14 protein-coding genes and 1 other annotated feature are annotated in these 18,183 nt (G+C 38.8%); of the genes, 2 read left to right on the top strand and 12 right to left on the bottom strand.

Annotation, left to right across the window (positions count from 1 at the left end):
• Positions 1-26: 26 nt before the first annotated feature.
• Together N782_RS04275 and N782_RS04270 are read right to left on the bottom strand one after the other, a co-directional pair.
• A complete protein-coding gene (locus N782_RS04275; protein ID WP_036816583.1) occupies positions 27-1,313 on the bottom strand; it encodes a bifunctional folylpolyglutamate synthase/dihydrofolate synthase in 1,287 nt (428 codons plus the stop codon).
• Between the two features lie 144 nt (positions 1,314-1,457).
• Complete coding sequence (locus N782_RS04270) at positions 1,458-4,106, bottom strand: valine--tRNA ligase (protein WP_036816581.1); 2,649 nt, start codon at positions 4,104-4,106, stop codon at positions 1,458-1,460.
• A gap of 67 nt (positions 4,107-4,173) precedes the next feature.
• Positions 4,174-4,410 (bottom strand) — a binding site (T-box leader).
• Between the two features lie 135 nt (positions 4,411-4,545).
• Here N782_RS04270 and N782_RS04265 point away from each other — a divergent pair.
• Positions 4,546-4,734 carry a hypothetical protein gene (locus N782_RS04265; protein ID WP_036816579.1) on the top strand — a complete coding sequence of 63 codons (189 nt, stop codon included), beginning with the start codon at positions 4,546-4,548 and terminating at the stop codon, positions 4,732-4,734.
• Here the strand turns inward: N782_RS04265 and N782_RS04260 are convergent.
• The 8 genes from N782_RS04260 to hemA form a co-directional block, all read right to left on the bottom strand.
• Positions 4,731-5,768 carry a phosphotransferase gene (locus N782_RS04260; protein WP_036816576.1) on the bottom strand — a complete coding sequence of 346 codons (1,038 nt, stop codon included), beginning with the start codon at positions 5,766-5,768 and terminating at the stop codon, positions 4,731-4,733. The genes N782_RS04265 and N782_RS04260 overlap by 4 nt on opposite strands.
• 77 nt (positions 5,769-5,845) lie before the next feature.
• The gene (gene spoVID / locus N782_RS04255; RefSeq protein ID WP_036816573.1) at positions 5,846-6,868 is read right to left on the bottom strand and encodes a stage VI sporulation protein D; all 1,023 of its coding nucleotides are present in this window, start codon (positions 6,866-6,868) and stop codon (positions 5,846-5,848) included.
• 961 nt (positions 6,869-7,829) lie between these two features.
• Positions 7,830-9,119 carry a glutamate-1-semialdehyde 2,1-aminomutase gene (gene hemL / locus N782_RS04240; RefSeq protein WP_036816567.1) on the bottom strand — a complete coding sequence of 430 codons (1,290 nt, stop codon included), beginning with the start codon at positions 9,117-9,119 and terminating at the stop codon, positions 7,830-7,832.
• A gap of 21 nt (positions 9,120-9,140) precedes the next feature.
• Positions 9,141-10,118 carry a porphobilinogen synthase gene (hemB, locus tag N782_RS04235; protein WP_036816566.1) on the bottom strand — a complete coding sequence of 326 codons (978 nt, stop codon included), beginning with the start codon at positions 10,116-10,118 and terminating at the stop codon, positions 9,141-9,143.
• A 7-nt stretch (positions 10,119-10,125) separates the two neighbouring features.
• On the bottom strand, positions 10,126-10,902 hold the full coding sequence (locus N782_RS04230; RefSeq protein ID WP_036816565.1) for a uroporphyrinogen-III synthase: 777 nt from the start codon (positions 10,900-10,902) through the stop codon (positions 10,126-10,128).
• Positions 10,902-11,831 carry a hydroxymethylbilane synthase gene (gene hemC, locus N782_RS04225; RefSeq protein WP_036816562.1) on the bottom strand — a complete coding sequence of 310 codons (930 nt, stop codon included), beginning with the start codon at positions 11,829-11,831 and terminating at the stop codon, positions 10,902-10,904. The genes N782_RS04230 and hemC overlap by 1 nt, the downstream gene beginning before the upstream one ends.
• Before the next feature lie 21 nt (positions 11,832-11,852).
• The gene (locus N782_RS04220; protein WP_036816559.1) at positions 11,853-12,671 is read right to left on the bottom strand and encodes a cytochrome c biogenesis protein; all 819 of its coding nucleotides are present in this window, start codon (positions 12,669-12,671) and stop codon (positions 11,853-11,855) included.
• Positions 12,672-12,686: 15 nt separating this feature from the next.
• On the bottom strand, positions 12,687-14,057 hold the full coding sequence (hemA, locus tag N782_RS04215; RefSeq protein ID WP_036816555.1) for a glutamyl-tRNA reductase: 1,371 nt from the start codon (positions 14,055-14,057) through the stop codon (positions 12,687-12,689).
• A gap of 236 nt (positions 14,058-14,293) precedes the next feature.
• Between hemA and N782_RS04210 the strand changes: the two genes are divergently transcribed.
• Positions 14,294-14,779, top strand: coding sequence for a LiaI-LiaF-like domain-containing protein (locus N782_RS04210; RefSeq protein ID WP_036816554.1), 486 nt, complete (start codon positions 14,294-14,296; stop codon positions 14,777-14,779).
• 435 nt (positions 14,780-15,214) lie between these two features.
• Here the strand turns inward: N782_RS04210 and yihA are convergent, their stop codons facing one another.
• Both yihA and lon read right to left on the bottom strand, forming a co-directional pair.
• Positions 15,215-15,802, bottom strand: a complete 588-nt coding sequence (gene yihA, locus N782_RS04205; protein ID WP_036816553.1) for a ribosome biogenesis GTP-binding protein YihA/YsxC — start codon at positions 15,800-15,802, stop codon at positions 15,215-15,217.
• Positions 15,802-18,123 carry an endopeptidase La gene (gene lon, locus N782_RS04200; protein WP_036816552.1) on the bottom strand — a complete coding sequence of 774 codons (2,322 nt, stop codon included), beginning with the start codon at positions 18,121-18,123 and terminating at the stop codon, positions 15,802-15,804. Before lon ends, yihA begins: the two co-directional genes overlap by 1 nt.
• Between the last annotated feature and the right edge of the window lie 60 nt (positions 18,124-18,183).

The raw sequence follows: 18,183 nt of genomic DNA, 5'->3' as shown, positions 1-18,183 counted from the left end.
TAAATATTACTAACATAGTAGCACAATCATCCTATATTTTCAAAAAATTTTCTCACTTCTGAAATGAAATATAAGGAACCAGATATAATCAGTACTTCCTCTTTTGATAATGTTTTCATGCTCTCCATTACGAATTCTTTCCAATCATATGTCTTATCCTTACGTGGATGTGAGGATAATGAATATAGTTCTTCTGGATTAGTAGCCCTTGGAAAGGAGAACGAGGTAAAAGTAACTGTATCAAATGTATTCGTAAACAAGGGCACCATCTTATCTAAAGGTTTATCGTGCAAAGCTGCAAATAGTAAATGCTTTTTCTTATCATGGTAATGGTCACGAACAGTCTGAGTCATCGCTTGAATACCCTCTTCATTATGAGCTCCATCAAGAATGATAGGAGGATGATCAAAAACTTGTTCAAACCGCCCCACCCAACTTGTTGTTAGAAGTCCTTCACGAACTTTCTCTTCGCTTACATGTGTAAGACATTGCGTTACAGCTTGAATAGCTAAAGCTGCATTCTTCATCTGATGTTTTCCCTTCATATGAATCACAAGCTCGTCCCAATTAATCATTTCATTCGTAAAGTTGAATTGTTCTCCAATAGGTGTAGTGGAAACATCTATAATTTGAAATTGATCCCCTAGAGTATCTAGCTTTGCATCCTCTATGATTGCTTTTTGTTTTATCACATTTAAAGCATTCGGGTTTTCTACTCCAGTTATTACAGGTACACCAGGTTTGATTATACCTGCTTTTTCTGATGCTATTTCCTCCATTGTCTCGCCTAGAATAGCAGTATGATCTTTTCCTATGCTTGTAATAACAGATAAGATAGGAGATATAACATTGGTTGAGTCCAAACGCCCACCCAATCCTGTTTCCATTAGAACAATATCTTGTGGGTGTTCTGAAAAGTATAATATAGCTAATGCAGTGATAACTTCAAACTCTGTAGGTCCACCTAGTGGTAAAGTTTCTAATTCTTCAGCGAGTGGCTTGATTTTGTCTACCAGCTCTGCCCATTCCTCATCAGCTAGTGGCTTTCCATTTATACTGATACGTTCATTAAACGTGACAACATAAGGAGAAGTGAACGTGCCCACCGTATATCCATGAGCTTGTAACATATTACGGATAAACGAAATGGTCGACCCTTTTCCATTCGTTCCTGCAACATGAATAGCTTGAAGGTGTTGTTCTGGATTACCAAGGCGGGACATTAACCATTCCATACGTTGCAAACCAGGCTTGATACCAAATTTATGTCGATTATGAATCCATTCCATTGCATCTTGATAGTTCATTACCATTTTCCTCGTTTCTTCCTTGCATATAAGTACATTTTTCTTCCACGGAGCATTGTGCTTAATACAATAACTCCTTCCTACTAGCGATATTTCCTTTATTGGAATAAAGACGAACCCAATACAGGTCCGTCTTTTTCCATAAACTTTTTAAGATTTTAGTTCGTTGATTCGTGTCTCTACCTTATCACGTTTATCTAAATAATCTTGCTCTTTGTCTCGTTCAGCCTGAACAATGTGTTCTGGAGCTTTATTAACAAATTTATCATTGGAAAGTTTCTTTTGAACAAGCTTCACTTCGTCGTCCCATTTCTTCCATACTTTTTCAAGGCGGGCTACTTCTTCTTGAATATCAATCAACCCTTCAAGCGGAAGGTAAAGTTCAGCTCCTGTAATAACAGAAGACATTGCCTTTTCTGGGGCCTGAAGATTTGGATCAATTGTTAGTTCGCTTGGATTACAGAAACGTTCTAAATAATGACGATTGTTATTTAACTGTTCAGCTACCTCGTCATCTTTCGCTTTGATCATCAGCTGAATTTGTTTAGACATTGGTGTATCAACTTCAGCACGAATGTTTCGTACAGATCGAATAATATCAACAAGTCGCTTCATTTCTTCTGATGCCTGTTCATTATGAAGATCATTTCGCACTTCCGGCCATTTTGCAACGGTAATGGATTCACCTTTAGTAGGAAGAGCTTGCCAAATCTCTTCTGTAATAAATGGCATAAAAGGATGAAGCATTCGCATTGTCTGATCTAATACATAAGCCAAGATAGAACGTGTTGTCTTCTTCTCTGCCTCATCTTCTCCATATAACGGTAATTTCGCCATTTCAATATACCAATCACAGAATTCATCCCAAATGAAGTTGTATAAATGACGTCCGGCTTCTCCGAATTCGTATTTATCAACATTCCGCGTTACATGCTCAATGGTTTCGTTTAAACGAGTCAAGATCCACTGATCAGCAAGTGATTTCTTCCCTGATAAATCAATTTCCTCATATTTTATGCCGTCCATATTCATTAGAGCAAAACGAGAAGCATTCCAAATTTTATTAGCAAAGTTCCATGTTGCCTCCACTTTCTCCCATTGGAACCTCAAATCCTGACCAGGAGTAGAGCCTGTAGCAAGGAAGTAACGTAACGAGTCTGCTCCATACTTATCAATTACGTCCATTGGATCTACACCGTTACCTAAAGATTTACTCATCTTACGTCCATCAGCATCTCGTACAAGCCCGTGAATGAGCACATCTTCAAATGGACGACGGTCAGTAAATTCAATCGATTGGAAAATCATACGGGATACCCAGAAGAAGATGATATCATAGCCTGTTACCAATACATCGGTAGGGAAATAACGATTGTAATCCTTATTGTTTTCATCTGGCCAGCCCATTGTAGAGAAAGGCCATAATGCAGAGGAGAACCAAGTATCTAGCACATCCTCATCCTGTACCCAGTTTTCAGGATCAGCTGGTTCATCACGACCTACATATAATTCACCTGTTTCTTTATGGTACCAAGCTGGGATACGATGGCCCCACCAAAGCTGTCTAGAAATACACCAGTCGCGAATATTCTCCATCCAGTTTAAATAAGTTTTCTCAAAACGGTCTGGAACAAAGTTAACTTTGTCGTCCCCTTTTTGTAACTCAATAGAAGCATCGGCTAATGGCTGCATATTTACAAACCATTGTGTAGAAAGGTATGGTTCAACAACCGCTCCACTTCTCTCAGAGTGGCCTACCGAGTGCATGTGTTCTTCAATGTTAAATAGAACACCTTCTTCTTGAAGATCCTTAACCAATTGTTTACGACAAGCAAAGCGATCCATGCCTTGATATTTACCAGCATTCTCATTCATTGAGCCATCTTCGTTCATAACAAGTACACGCTCTAAATTATGGCGATTTCCGATTTCAAAATCATTCGGGTCATGAGCTGGTGTAATCTTCACAGCACCACTTCCAAACTCCATATCAACATAATCATCGGCTACAATTTCAATTTCACGTCCAACGATAGGAAGCTTCACCTTCTTGCCAATAAGGTGTTTGTAACGATCATCTTCTGGATGAACTGCTACAGCTGTATCACCAAGCATCGTCTCTGGACGAGTTGTCGCTATCTGAATCTCATCAGATCCATCCACTAACGGATACTTCATGTGATAGAAATGACCTTGAACATCATCATAGATTACTTCAATATCAGATAGAGCTGTCTGCGTTGCCGGATCCCAGTTGATAATGTATTCACCACGATAGATTAGCCCTTTTTCATATAATGTAACAAATACTTCGCGTACGGCATTGGATAATCCGTTATCTAGAGTAAAACGTTCACGAGAATAGTCTAATCCTAATCCAAGCTTTTCCCATTGTTGACGAATGAAATCAGCATATTCTTCTTTCCAATCCCATGCTTGTTGAAGGAATCCTTCACGCCCAAGGTCATATCGAGATGTACCCTGTTCTTTTAACTTTGCTTCCACTTTAGCTTGTGTAGCAATACCAGCATGGTCCATTCCAGGTAGCCACAGTACATCGTATCCTTGCATACGCTTCACTCGAGTTATGATATCTTGTAGTGTCGTATCCCATGCATGCCCTAAGTGAAGGCGACCCGTTACGTTTGGTGGTGGGATAACCACAGTAAACGGATCTTTATTCTCGTCATCTTTTGCTTCAAAAAACTTACCATTCACCCAAAAGTCATATCGACCTTTTTCAATTGCATTCGGATCGTATTTTGTCGGTAAAGATATTTCTTGGTTTTCATTTTCCATTAAACTTCCTCCTTCTAACCACCGTGATTACGAATATGATGCAATAAAAAAATCCTTTTCATCCTATAAAAAGGACGAAAAGGATTCGCGGTACCACCTTAATTTACAGCTATTAGATAGACTTCACCTATCTAAACTGTACACTTCAACATGTAACGGATGGACTCCGGCTTCTCCTACTCCACGTTTCAAAGAAGCTGCATCTGGGGTGACTTCTGCATTCAAGAGCTTAAGAATCTCTCAGCAAATGATTCTCTCTCTGAAAAAGATTGAAACGCATACTCTTCCCCTTCACGGCATTTCGATAAATTGATTGTATTGTTATTTTATCCATTTATCCTATGTTAAGTCAATCCTTACCTTAAAAACTTTTGTATTCACCAATTAGGCTAATCCTTACATAAGATAAAACAAAAGCTAATAAAGGAGGCATAGCTAAATGGGACAATTTTATCGGTATAAACTTCCTCCATGGTGTCGCCAATGGATTTTTATTATTGAAAAATGCACCTTACCTATAGCGGTGTTCCAATTAATTCGTACCCTTTTATTCCCGACCACTTTTGATGTATTCTTGTTAGGATTATTAATAGGGTTATATTTTGCTTTTTATTTGAAATGGATTTAACCTTCCTCTTCTTGCTCTTTCTCTTGTGCTTGCTCTTGAATATACTCCCTTGCTTTTTCAAGCTGAGCTTGAATCTGCAAAGAGTGCTGTAGAACATAATAGGAGCGTTCGAGCTTTTGCACTAAAAAAGGTTGCCCACTATCTCGGGCACCACTTACATAAGCATCTATTTGATCAATGTAATGATCAGGACTTAGTAAATAAAGAGCAAACAAACAACGCTCACTATTCATTAAGTTAAACCTTTCTTCATAGGAAGAAAAAGTGGTAACCAATTGTTCTACAGGAGCATCATGATATTTAATTATGTTCCAATAATAAGACGTTAAATCAAATACCGGATAATTCCAAGAAGCTCGTTCCCAATTCAAAAAGTACGGTTTATTTTCATCATAAATGAAATGACTCGGTTTTAAGTCTCCATGACATAACGTTAGGCGAATCTTCTTATCTTCCTCAATGTCCTCTAAAAAGCGATCGCACCATCCTTCCGAGGTTTCAAACACATATAATAAATCACGGAAATGAGTACACACTTGTAACTCAAACGGTGCCATATAATGACGTTTCTCAAATGCTTCTACATACCCCTCTAACTTATCTTTGTCAGCTCTAATTTGATTCTTCTTAGACTCCATTCTCTCTTCAAAATCTTCTCGTTTTACTACTTGAGTCTTAGAAGTACGTCTATGAATATCAGCAAGAGAAGAGTAAAAAAGATCAAAAGGATAAGGTGGTGTATCTCGATGAGGGGTTTCAACCCATGGCATGACATACCACGTATGGTCTTGCTGCTGAACGTATAGCTCTTGACTTGAGGTCATATATAATGGCATTAGAGATGAAAGTTGAGATTCATTTGCTTGTCGATAAGCTGCAATCCATTGTTCTATTTGTTGAGCACTCATATCTGAACGTTTAACTGCAACTGACCCATGATTGGTGTAGACTTTATATACATGTTCCGTCTGCTGGTACACCTCTAAAGGATACAAGCCATAGTGAGCAAGCACTTCAGATAAAAACTCACTCATGCCCATACCTCCTTTTTATATAAGGTTAATACAAGAAATTAGGCTGACTCCATCACTTAGAGTCAGCCCCTGATTTCTTACTTTGAAGGAATATATAAAATTTGTCCGGCTGAAACATCTTCATCTCCTAAATCGTTTATACGACTTAGTTGAGTAGGTGGAACCTTATATTTTTGTGCAATAGACCCTAACGTATCGCTTTCCTGCACTATACACATCCGCATTTTTGCATAAGGCTCTTCTTCGCGCTGGAACATAGAAGTTAAATAACGTGCATCTTGAGGATAATGTTCTTCTTCATCACGATCATCTTCCTCGTATTCATAACTGTCTTCGTATTCCATGGTATCCTCGTCTTCATCTGTTTCTTCTTCAGATGGAGGGGCTTCTGCTTCATTCCCAAAGAACTCAGAAAAAGATTGGACTTGCTTATATTTCCATCTTCCACCTTCGTCCTCTGTTAACGATGAATCATCTTCTTGTTCAATGGTTTGATGATCAAATGAATCTGCTACGACTGGGTCTTCTTGGTCCTCATCTTCTTCATACTTCACATCAAAACTAAACCGACTTTCTAGCTCATCATAATGAACTTCCTCATACTCATCCTGATCTTGAAAAGCATCCCTTTGTTCTTCTTGTACATAGGAAACCTCTTCATGATTAACCCCGTGAATAGCGACGGTAGCATTTAACTTTAACTGACCTCGTTCCGGTAGTTCATAATCAAATGAATCAATACTAACAGTGACATCATGTAAGTTTTCGATTCTACTTTTAGGAATCGAGATTTCTACCGGAAAACGGTGATAGCATTCGCTCACTCCGTCCTCATGGGTTTCCACTTCTTCAATTAATCTTTTAGAAGCATGATCGCGAAGAGATAATACTTGCGGCTCTTCTTCAAGCTCTTCTCTCGACTGATAGTACTCTCCCGTTAATTCAATCACACCTCTAATGGAAACTGTATCATCAAACTCTTGAATGGAGATATCTGGTTCAAGTGAAATCCCCATGAATTCATCTACTTCCTGTCCTCTTTGAAACCAAAGTGACTCATTTAAATGAAAAGAAAACACATTTTGTTCATCATATGACAAACCTTTCTCCTCCCTTCAAATACACACATGACCTCTCGATCTCTTATGTCATTACAGGTATATGTCCTTGTAGGACGATTTATGACTGTGGAGTGATTTAGAACTGATGATAATTGAAAAGAGTGAGTACCTAGTACCATATAGATACTCAATGCTTGAGAGAGCTATACATATAATCTGTTTTTTCATATCTTGATAGGATTATTTAAAACCTTTTGCTGTATTGATGGGTAGTTTAAAAATTTTTTCAGTATTAGAGGCATAATCTTGGAGACTTGGATTCGAGATAAATTAAGTTATTTAGCAAATAATAGGCAAAAAAAAGAGGGATGTTTCCGTTGCTTTTGTGAGAATAAAGATGGCCGTGGAACAACTCGCGTCCTGCCGGCGGCCCTACACCATGTATGTTCGATCAACGTTGTCACACGATGTGACGGTTTTAGTCGAACCTCCTCTTCCAAGCCTCCTCGAGCCCAAAAAGCGGGGCTCTCCGAGGGGCTCGCCTACCTCTTTCTCCGGCGGGAGTCTCCTTGTTCCACGGCTACATTTGCTGTTATCTGGATGAACGGAAACATGGTAAGTCTAGAGTGGGGGGTAATGTGGCCTATTTTCTTAATGAGAGTAATGGGCATTCGTGACCGACATGAGTTCGCTATTTGGTATATACATTAGAAGATGAACTACTTATAGCCGTAGGTCTGATCGCAACATATTGGCAGGGTTGGGCGGGAAACGACGAGACTCCCGCGGGAGAAAGAGGTAGGCAAGATCCCCTGAGGGTGTTTTCCCCGAAGGTAGCTTGCCAGCTCGCCCGCAGGACGCGAGTTGTTTCCCACCCAACCCTAATCATTTTAAAGTATCGGACCTATCCCAATATATCTCGCCCCCAAGTCTTCAAGACAATGGGGCAATTATAGAATAATAAAGCCCTTATCAGAATTTGATAAGGGCTCCAATTTATTTAAGATTGAATAGAAGCAAAAGCACATTGAGCTGCTTCGATTGTTTTTTCAATATCTTGGTCAGTATGCTTCGTAGATAAGAACAATCCTTCATATTGAGAAGGAGCAATATAAATGCCTTCCTCAATCATAACGCGATAAAATTTAGCAAACATGTCAGTATCTGCTTTTTTCGCAGTTTCATAATTATAGACTTCTTCATTTGTAAAGAAGAAAGCAACCATTGAACCAGCTCGATTTACAGTGAGAGGAATATTATATGTTTCCGCTGCTTCCGTAAACCCTTCAACAAGACGATCAACTTTTTGATTAATAGCATCATAGGATTCAGGTGTTAACGCTTGTAGTGTTTCTAGACCCGCTGCCATTGCTAATGGATTTCCTGATAGCGTACCTGCTTGATAAATAGGTCCAGTTGGAGCAATCATCTCCATAATTTCGCGTTTACCACCATACGCTCCTACCGGAAGTCCACCGCCGATTACTTTTCCTAGGCAGGTAAGATCAGGAGTTACACCATAGTATCCTTGAGCACAATTGTACCCTACACGAAATCCAGTCATTACTTCATCAAAGATGAGCAAGGAACCATGGTCTTCAGTAATCTTACGAAGTTCAGGTAAGAAATTGTCTGATGGAGGCACAACCCCCATATTTCCTGAAACAGGCTCGACAATGACACCGGCAATATCATCACCATATTCATTAAACGCATAGCGAAGACTTTCTAAGTCATTGTAAGGCACCGTAATCGTGTTCATCGCAATTCCCTCTGGGACTCCAGGAGAATCAGGTAAACCTAGTGTTGCAACACCTGACCCAGCTTTAATAAGCAAGGAATCACCATGTCCATGATAGTTTCCTTCGAATTTAAGAATCTTATTTTTCCCAGTATAACCACGTGCTAATCGTAGTGCACTCATCGTAGCCTCAGTACCTGAGTTTACCATGCGAACCATTTCGATAGAAGGTACTCGATCAATGACAACCTTCGCTAGTTCATTTTCTAGAATAGTCGGTGTACCAAAACTCGTCCCCTTCATAGCTACTTCATTCACGTGGCTGACAACATTTTCATCAGCATGTCCTAAAATCAGTGGTCCATAGCTTAATACATAATCAATGTATTCATTGCCATCGATATCATATATCTTTGAACCTTGACCTCTCTCCATGAATATAGGATCCATTCCAACAGATTTAGATGCTCGTACCGGTGAATTCACTCCACCTGGCATATACTCTACCGCTTCTTTAAATGCTTCTTGAGAACGATTAAAATCACGCATTCTATTCCTCACTCCTTACAATTATTCACTTAGATATCGTGCTACATCTTTTGCAAAATACGTAATAATTAAGTCTGCTCCTGCTCGCTTCATAGATGTTAATTTCTCTAAGACAATTTCTTGTTCGTTTACCCAGCCATTTTGAGCAGCAGCTTTTATCATAGAATACTCACCGCTTACATTGTAAGCCACTACAGGAGAATTAAATCGATCCTTTACTTCTCGCATAATGTCCAAATAAGATAGCCCGGGTTTTACAATGAGAAAATCTGCCCCTTCTTCCACGTCCGACTGTGCTTCACGAATCGCTTCTAAACGATTGGCTGGATCCATTTGATAAGCACGTCGATCTCCAAATTGCGGAGAGCTATGAGCTGCGTCACGGAATGGTCCATAGAAAGAAGAAGCATATTTTACAGCATAAGACATAATAGGTGTATTCTTAAATCCGGCTTCATCCAGACCTTTACGAATAGCAGCAACGAAACCGTCCATCATATTTGAAGGTGCGATAATATCTGCTCCAGCTTTGGCCTGACTTACAGCTGTTTCGGTAAGTAGTTCTAGTGATTCATCATTGAGGATTTCTCCATCTTGTACGATGCCACAATGCCCATGATCTGTATATTGGCATAAGCAAGTGTCAGCAATTACCGTTAACGAAGGAACCTCCTCTTTAATTTGACGAATCGCTTTTTGTACAATACCAGTTTCGCAGTAGGCTTGTGTTCCTTTTTCATCTTTATGTGCAGGAACACCAAAGACAATAACAGAACGAACGCCCAAGCTTACTAACTCGTTCATCTCTTCTGTTAAGTAATCTAGAGACACATGATACACACCTGGCATGGAAGGTACTTCTTTTTTAATTTGTTCTCCTTCTACAACGAATATCGGATAAATAAGGTCTGTTTTTTGAAGATGTGTTTCTCGCACAAGTGAACGCATTGATTCAGTTGTACGTAAGCGTCTGTGTCGATTAAATTGAATGTTATCCATAGTCTTCTTATCCTTTCTTGTTAAAGTAAGCAGAAGCAACCTCTATCATACCTTCTACTGTGTAATATTCCGGAATCATCGTATAGTTAAAACCTTTTTTTATCGCTTCAGCTTGTGTAGATGGACCAATACACACACATGGAATGGACATGAGTTCCTCTCTCCATTCCTCTTCTGCTAATTTCACAAATGCCTGTACAGTAGAAGGGCTTGTAAATGTAATGATATCTAACCTAGTACCCTGAAGAGATTTTTTCAACGCCTCTTTCATTCTAACATTTACTCGTGTCTCATACATTTCAGCAGTACTAATAACGTGGTCCCTAGTTGAAAGTTCTTGAACCACAGATTGTTTCGCTAAGTTACCTTGCACGACTAAAATAGAACAACACTTACTTGTGAACTCATTAAACTCTTTTCCAAGATGTTCACCTGTATATGTATTAGGAATAAAATGAGCTTCATAGCCAAAATCATTTAACACTTCTTCTGTCTTTTCACCGATGACTGCAAATTTCAGCTTTGCTGCTTGTTCATATGTGTTATTGTAATGCTTCATTAGTTCGAAGAAGAAATGAATTCCATTCGTACTCGTGAAAAAAACCCAATCATAAGAGGGTAACTGCTTCATTATTTTTTCATTTTCATCAGAATAAATACCCTGAAAGTGAAGAAGCGGAATTTCTATAGAAATTCCGCCCTGTTGTTCTATAAGTCTCGTGATTGTATGAGCTTTAGTGGCTTCTCTTGTAACCAAAATGCGCTTACCAGAGAGAGGTAGCATTATAGATCTAACTCCTCTTTTGCCTTTTGGATAATCTCGGCCCCGCCACGTGCTTTTATACGATCTGCTGCATCTCGACCTACTTCAACAGAATCGGTACCACGTACTTGCTCTTTTAAAATCGTTTCTCCATCTGGACTACCTACCATTGCAGTTAGAACCACGTCTTCTCCATCAAGGTAAGCATAGCCTCCGATTGGGACCTGACAGCCTCCATCTAATAAATCAAGAAATGTACGCTCAGCAATGACAGTTTTATACGTATATTCATGATTAAGATGCTGAAGAAGATCAAGGATTTCTTTATCCTCTTCCCGACATTCAATTGCTAGAGCACCTTGTCCAACCGCTGGCACGCATACATCAGGCTCTAAATACTCTGTGATATAATCGTCTGTCCATCCCATCCGCTTCAAGCCTGCAGTTGCCAACACAATAGCATCAAAATCTTCTTCTTTTAGCTTACGTAATCGTGTATCTATATTTCCACGAATGGATTTTATATGAATGTCAGGACGTGCAGCTAGCACCTGTGCAGCTCTACGAAGACTGCTTGTTCCTACTACCGCTCCTTCAGGTAATTCATGAAAAGGTACGTTGTCATTAGCGATATAGGCATCTCGGTGATCCTCGCGAATTGGGATACAACCAATGGTAAGACCTTCAGGTGTTTCAGCAGGCATATCTTTCATACTGTGAACAGCAATATCGATTTCACCGCTATATAGAGCATCCTCAATTTCTTTGATAAATAATCCTTTGCCGCCTACCTTTGATAAGGTTACATCAAGGATTTTGTCACCTTTTGTCACAATCTTTTTTACTTCAAATTCATACGGCAGCTCAAGCTTTTGAAGCTGATCGATAACCCAATCTGTTTGAGTAAGGGCCAGCTTACTTTTACGAGTGCCTACTACAATATTTCGCATATCTGTTCCTCCTGACATTTCCTAAAAGTGAAAGTTCGATAATGATCCAAATAGAAAGAAATTTACTAGTAGAAATAGGAAGGCTAAGGTATTATAAAGGGCCATTGCTCTTCCTTGATAACCACGAACTACTCTTAAAGCTAGATAAGTTAAATACACTCCTAGCACAACGAATGAACCCAGCGTCTTAGAATCAAAGATATAAAACACATCTGTAGAGGTGTATCCCCAAATCACCCCTAAAATATTCGCAATCAGGAGTAAGGGTACCCCTAAAACGACAGCAATATAAGATAAACTATCAAGCTTTCCTAAATCCCCTAACCGGAGTAGCCATTTATTCCATCTTTTCTCCTTTAATAAGCGATATTGTAATAGATACATAAAGGAGAATATACAAGAGAATGTAAAGAAACCATATGACACCATCGCAAGTGTGATGTGTGTAACGAGTAGTTCACTAACAAGTCGCATAGATTGTTCTGTTGCATCACTATTAGCTCTTGTGAAGATATGCAATACCATTAAAAAGAAACCTAATACATTCGTGAAGAAGATGAAGAAATCAACACGAAACAGTCGATTAATCACAAGAGAGAAAGTGACGAGAATCCAGGCATAAAAATAGAGTCCATCGTAAATCGTAGAGATTGGGAAGTTTGAGTAGGCTAGCATTTCCCCCAATAAAAAAAGGGTCTGTAAAACCCAAACCATAGAAAGTAACCAGAAGGCAATTCGATTCGCCTTCCGGTTATATTGAATAAAATCTATAAAATATCCTATTAGACTCAAGCAATAAATGAATATGATGAATTCATACAGCCATTTGAAATCAAACATAAGGAAATTCCTTTCTTAAGAATTAGCTACGTTCGAAGCCGGTTGAAAGGATGATTTCCCATCGGTATCTAAGACAGCTTGTTTATTTTTATCTTGCTGCTTTTCAATTTCCTGCTGAACCTCTTCTTCGATACCAAATATTTGCTTAAACATATCCAACTGCTGGTCTGCGTTTGGATGTGCAGCATATTCTTTAGCCTGAAGAATTGGTTGCTTTAGCATTTGATTAATAATACTTTTGGTATGCTTATTTAAAACTTTCTTTTCTCGCTCTGTTAAGTCAGGCATTTTTCGCTCGATACTTTCCATTGTATCTGCTTGTATCGATAAAGCCTTGTTGCGTAGTGCAGAAATAACTGGAACAACCCCAATGGTTTGCAACCAATCTTTAAATGCGACTATATCAGCCTCCACCATGATTTCGATTTGTTCCGCTGCTTCTTTGCGTGCTTCTAAATTAGCGTCTACGATACCTTGTAGGTCATCAATATCATAAAGGAATACGCTCTCTAAATCATCAATAGCTGGGTCTAAGTCACGAGGCACCGCAATATCTACCAAGAATAGAGGGCGACCTTTACGCTTCTTATGAACCGCTTCGATCGTCTGTTTGTTAATCACATAGTCGCTTGCACCTGTAGAGCTAATAAGAATATCAGCTTTTTCTAATACTTCATTTAGCTGTTCAACTGTTTTAGCTTGGCCATTAAATTGGGTAGCCAAACGCTCTGCATTCTCCATAGTCCGGTTCACAACCGTTACTTCTCGCACTCCAGAGCCGTGAAGATTTTTAGCAGCTAGTTCGCCCATTTTACCTGCACCGTAAATGACGACATGCTTATTTACTAAATCACCAAAGATTTTCTTTGCTAATTCAACTGCTGCATAGCTAACAGAAACAGCATTATCCCCAATTTCTGTTTCTTTATGGGACCGTTTTGCTAGTGTAACAGCTTGCTTAAACAATTGATTGAAGATGGTACCAGTCGTCCCAGCTTCTTGGCCTTGTAAAAAGGCTTGTTTCATTTGTCCAAGAATTTGTGTTTCACCCAGTACCATTGAGTCTAGTCCACATGTTACGCGGAATAAGTGTTCAAGCGCACCATCCGCTTCGTACATAGATAGAAATGGCGAGAATTGATCTTTATCTATATTAAACCATTCAGCTAAAAATTGTTTTATATAATAACGGCCAGTATGAAGCTGATCAACAACCGCATAAATTTCTGTGCGGTTACATGTAGAAATAATCACACTTTCCAACACACTCTTCTGCTGGTTTAGTGATTTCATTGCTTCTGCTGTTTGATTCTCTGCAAAAGTTAACTTCTCTCTAATTTCAATAGGGGCCGTTTTATAATTTACGCCAACTACTAAAATATGCACATCTTTCACCCCCAAAACACTGATAAACGAACAATTATCATCAATTACGTCCATTATAACATGGTTATCAAGCTCACAATTATGTAAAATGTGAACAGTTATTGAAAGGTTATGATACGATAGAACTATCAATTTATTCGAATTATTCATGTATAATACCGTATGTACCTTAACATAACCATGCATTTAAAGCAAGAAACACAACTATTTTCTCCCATTTAGAAGGAGGTATTTGATTGAAAAAACAAAACACATTTCCAGGTATTTTTTTAATTGGTATAGGTATATATTTCTTATTACAACAATTTAATATTCCTATTATTACCCACTTTTATTCGTGGCCAACGATTCTAATTATCATTGGTGTAGCCATGCTATTAAATAGCTATATCTCGAATGATTATGAACCCATACTGCCTGGAACAATATTGTTAGGGCTTGGCATCCACTTTCATGGGCTATATACATATTCCTTTTGGATTGACCACTGGGGTATGTTTCCCCTTATAGTTGGAATTGCATTTTTATTACGCTATCAGAAAAGCAAACAAGGTCTTCTCCCTGGCCTGCTCCTTGTAGCGATTGCCTTATTTTCGATCTTTGTTTCAAACAAACCGGGTTGGTTCCAGTGGATTACGATTGCAGCAAATTTTGTTGAAACCTTTTGGCCCCTGTTATTGATTCTTATAGGCATATATATATTATTCATTAAGAAAAAATAATATATGAAGTCTATAGTTGATTTTCTATAATGATTATATCATATATCAGATTGTAATAATTATAATTTGCTCATGTTTTCTAGTAATCTAATTTTTTGGACAGTTATAGAAACAGATTATTCATGACGCAACTGAGATTTTCTTAAGTGCCCATCAGAAGAACAAGTTATAGCAAAACGTACTACTGTACACAGAACAAAAGCGCAAGCGCCCGCTTAGCGACGTACAAACTGGACGGCTACGTATGAGATAAAGGAAACACGAAGAGCGCAAGCGATTCGATGTTGACTTATCGTAAGGAGGGGCAGGAAGTTTGCTAGTCGCTGGGCGCTGGAGCTGGACGTGGCCGCATCACTTTTTCAGTTATACACAAGCATTGAATTTTATAATTTCGCTATAAAATAAAAAAGGTTCCATAGCATGGAACCTTTTTTATTATTTACCAATATATGAGCGAATTGTTCGCCAAGCATCGTCTTTCCCTTCCCCCGTTTCGGCAGAGAAAGGAATGAGAGTGTCTTCATCTTCTAGCTCTAACACTTCAATTATACGTTTTAGCTGCTTAGCGCGCTGACCTCTTTTAATCTTATCTAGCTTCGTTGCGATTACAGTAACGGGCAAACGATAATGCTTTAGAAAATCATACATCATCCTGTCATCCTCAGATGGATCGTGACGAATATCTACTATCATGACGACCATCTTTAATTTTTGACGATTGGAAAAATACTCTTCCATCATTTTTCCCCATTTTTCCCTTTCGGTTTTAGATACCTTGGCGTATCCATAACCAGGAACATCCACAAAGAAAAACGCCTCATTTAATTTATAGAAGTTCAATGTCTGCGTTTTTCCTGGTTTTGAGGATGTTCGAGCTAATGCTTTTCTTTGTATAAGCTGATTAATAAAAGAGGACTTCCCCACGTTTGAACGTCCGGCTAAGGCAATTTCCGGTAACGGTTCATTTGGATATTGCTTTTGACTTACGGCACTTATAACAAGTTCCGCTTGGTTGATTTTCATTATTTCTCCTCCACTAATGCTTTGTCTAACACTTCATCAAGATGATGGACTGGGATATATGTTAAGCTATCTCGCACACTTTCAGGTATATCCTCTAAGTCCTTTTCGTTATCAGCAGGCATAATTACTGTCGTCAATCCAGCTCGATGAGCACTTAGTGATTTCTCTTTTAATCCACCAATAGGAAGGACTCTACCACGTAAGGTGATTTCCCCGGTCATTCCTACTTCTTTCCGTACTGGACGTCCTGTTAGTGCTGATACAAGGGCTGTAGCCATCGTTATACCAGCAGATGGCCCATCTTTTGGAGTAGCTCCTTCAGGTACGTGAATGTGAATATCATTCTTATCAGGGAATTCAGGATCAATTTGCAATTCTTCAGCTCGAGAGCGTATATAGCTGAATGCTGCTTGAGCTGACTCCTTCATAACGTCACCCAGTTTACCTGTTAAGGTAAGTTTTCCTTTACCAGGGTATAATGAAACTTCTATTGATAGTGTATCTCCACCTGCTGACGTGTATGCCAGTCCTGTAGCTGTTCCAACTTGATTCTCTTTTTCTGCTTGTCCATATCGATATTTCGGTCTACCTAATAAGGTTTCTAATTTCTTTTCAGTTACGACAACACGCTTTTTATCTTCTGACACTAATATTTTGGCTGCCTTACGACATACAGCTGCGAGTTCACGTTCCAATCCACGAACACCGGCTTCTCTTGTGTATTGGCGGACCAGCTTTAGTAATGCATCCTCACGTACTTGAAGTTGACTTTTCTTTAATCCGTTTTCTTTGATTTGCTTTGGAAGTAGATGCTCTTTGGCGATATGAAGTTTTTCTACTTCTGTATAACCAGCTATCGTAATAACTTCCATACGGTCTAATAAAGGTCCAGGGATTGTCGCCATATTGTTTGCTGTTGCAACGAACATCACATTGGAAAGGTCATAAGTCTCTTCAATAAAGTGATCGCTAAAGTTGCTGTTTTGTTCTGGATCTAATACTTCAAGCATAGCTGAGGAAGGATCGCCTCTGAAATCACTTGCCATTTTATCAATTTCATCTAATAAAAAGACGGGATTAACCGTTTCTGCTTTCTTCATACCTTGAATAATTCGTCCCGGCATTGCACCAACGTACGTACGACGATGACCTCTAATTTCGGCTTCATCGCGGACACCACCTAAAGAAGCACGCACAAAGTTACGGTCCATCGAACGAGCAATGGATTTAGCTAACGATGTCTTCCCAACTCCCGGTGGTCCTACTAAGCATAGTATTGGTCCTTTAATGGACTCGGTTAGCTTTTGAACAGCTAAATACTCTAAAATCCGTTCTTTTACTTTATCTAACCCATAATGATCTTCGTTTAAAATTTGTTCAGCATGTGGAATATCTAAGTTATCGACCGTTTCTTCTGTCCACGGTAGAACTACAAGCCATTCAATATAATTACGAATTACTGAACTTTCAGCTGAACTACTTGGAATCTTTTCATATCGATCAAGCTCTTTATATGCTACTGCTTCAATACGCTCAGGCATGTTAGCATTTTCGATTCTTTCTTTCAGCTCGGCAATTTCACCGGATTTGCCATCTTTTTCACCAAGTTCTTTTTGGATGGCTTTCATTTGTTCACGAAGATAGTACTCTTTTTGGGTACGTTCCATTGATTTCTTGACTTGTTGTCCGATTTTTTTCTCTAAATGAACTACTTCTTTTTCATTATTTATTAGTTCGATAATATGTTTGAGACGGTCTGGGACGTTCGCTATTTCTAACACTTCTTGTTTATCCTTAATCTTTAACGATAAGTGAGAAGTAACAATATCAGCTAGTCGACCTGGCACATCAATATCTTTAACAGAAGCTAGTGTTTCATCGCTAATTTTCTTCGACACTTTTATGTATTGCTCAAATTGCTCCAGCAAATTACGCATAAGTGCTTCTTCTTCATTTTGATCGCCATGTTCTTCTTCTACTTCATTAAACTTAACTTTGAAATATTCATCATCTTCAATGTGCTCATCAATTTTACCACGGTATAAGCCTTCAACTAATATACGTATCGTCCCGTTTGGCAATTTCAGCATTTGCTTAATTTTCGCTACAGTACCAATCGTATAAATGTCATCGGTTGTCGGTTCATCTACACTCACTTCTTTTTGGGCAGTAAGAAAGATGATGTTGTCCTCTACCATTGCATTTTCAATTGCATTTACTGATTTATCCCGGCCCACATCTAAATGCATGACCATTGAAGGATATACTAATAACCCACGTAAAGGAAGGAGGGGAATCTGTTTAATAGTTGTATCAGTCATAATGCTAACACCTCCATATATATACTACTTCTTATTATTCGTAATTTGTACGCTTTATCC

It is taken from the genome of Pontibacillus yanchengensis Y32 (genome assembly GCF_000770635.1).
In the GTDB taxonomy this organism is placed as follows: domain Bacteria; phylum Bacillota; class Bacilli; order Bacillales; family BH030062; genus Pontibacillus; species Pontibacillus yanchengensis.
The sequence above is the reverse complement of the archived record's forward strand: the minus strand, read 5'-3'. Positions and strand labels throughout refer to the sequence as shown.

Coding starts and splice junctions, on each gene's coding strand:
- N782_RS04220 (WP_036816559.1), bottom strand. CDS start 12,671: ATGTTTGATTTCAAATGGCTGTATGAATTCATCATATTCATTTATTGC.
- yihA (WP_036816553.1), bottom strand. CDS start 15,802: ATGAAAATCAACCAAGCGGAACTTGTTATAAGTGCCGTAAGTCAAAAG.
- hemC (WP_036816562.1), bottom strand. CDS start 11,831: ATGCGAAATATTGTAGTAGGCACTCGTAAAAGTAAGCTGGCCCTTACT.
- N782_RS04270 (WP_036816581.1), bottom strand. CDS start 4,106: ATGGAAAATGAAAACCAAGAAATATCTTTACCGACAAAATACGATCCG.
- N782_RS04265 (WP_036816579.1), top strand. CDS start 4,546: ATGGGACAATTTTATCGGTATAAACTTCCTCCATGGTGTCGCCAATGG.
- hemB (WP_036816566.1), bottom strand. CDS start 10,118: ATGGATAACATTCAATTTAATCGACACAGACGCTTACGTACAACTGAA.
- hemL (WP_036816567.1), bottom strand. CDS start 9,119: ATGCGTGATTTTAATCGTTCTCAAGAAGCATTTAAAGAAGCGGTAGAG.
- lon (WP_036816552.1), bottom strand. CDS start 18,123: ATGACTGATACAACTATTAAACAGATTCCCCTCCTTCCTTTACGTGGG.
- N782_RS04260 (WP_036816576.1), bottom strand. CDS start 5,768: ATGAGTGAGTTTTTATCTGAAGTGCTTGCTCACTATGGCTTGTATCCT.
- N782_RS04230 (WP_036816565.1), bottom strand. CDS start 10,902: ATGCTACCTCTCTCTGGTAAGCGCATTTTGGTTACAAGAGAAGCCACT.
- N782_RS04275 (WP_036816583.1), bottom strand. CDS start 1,313: ATGGTAATGAACTATCAAGATGCAATGGAATGGATTCATAATCGACAT.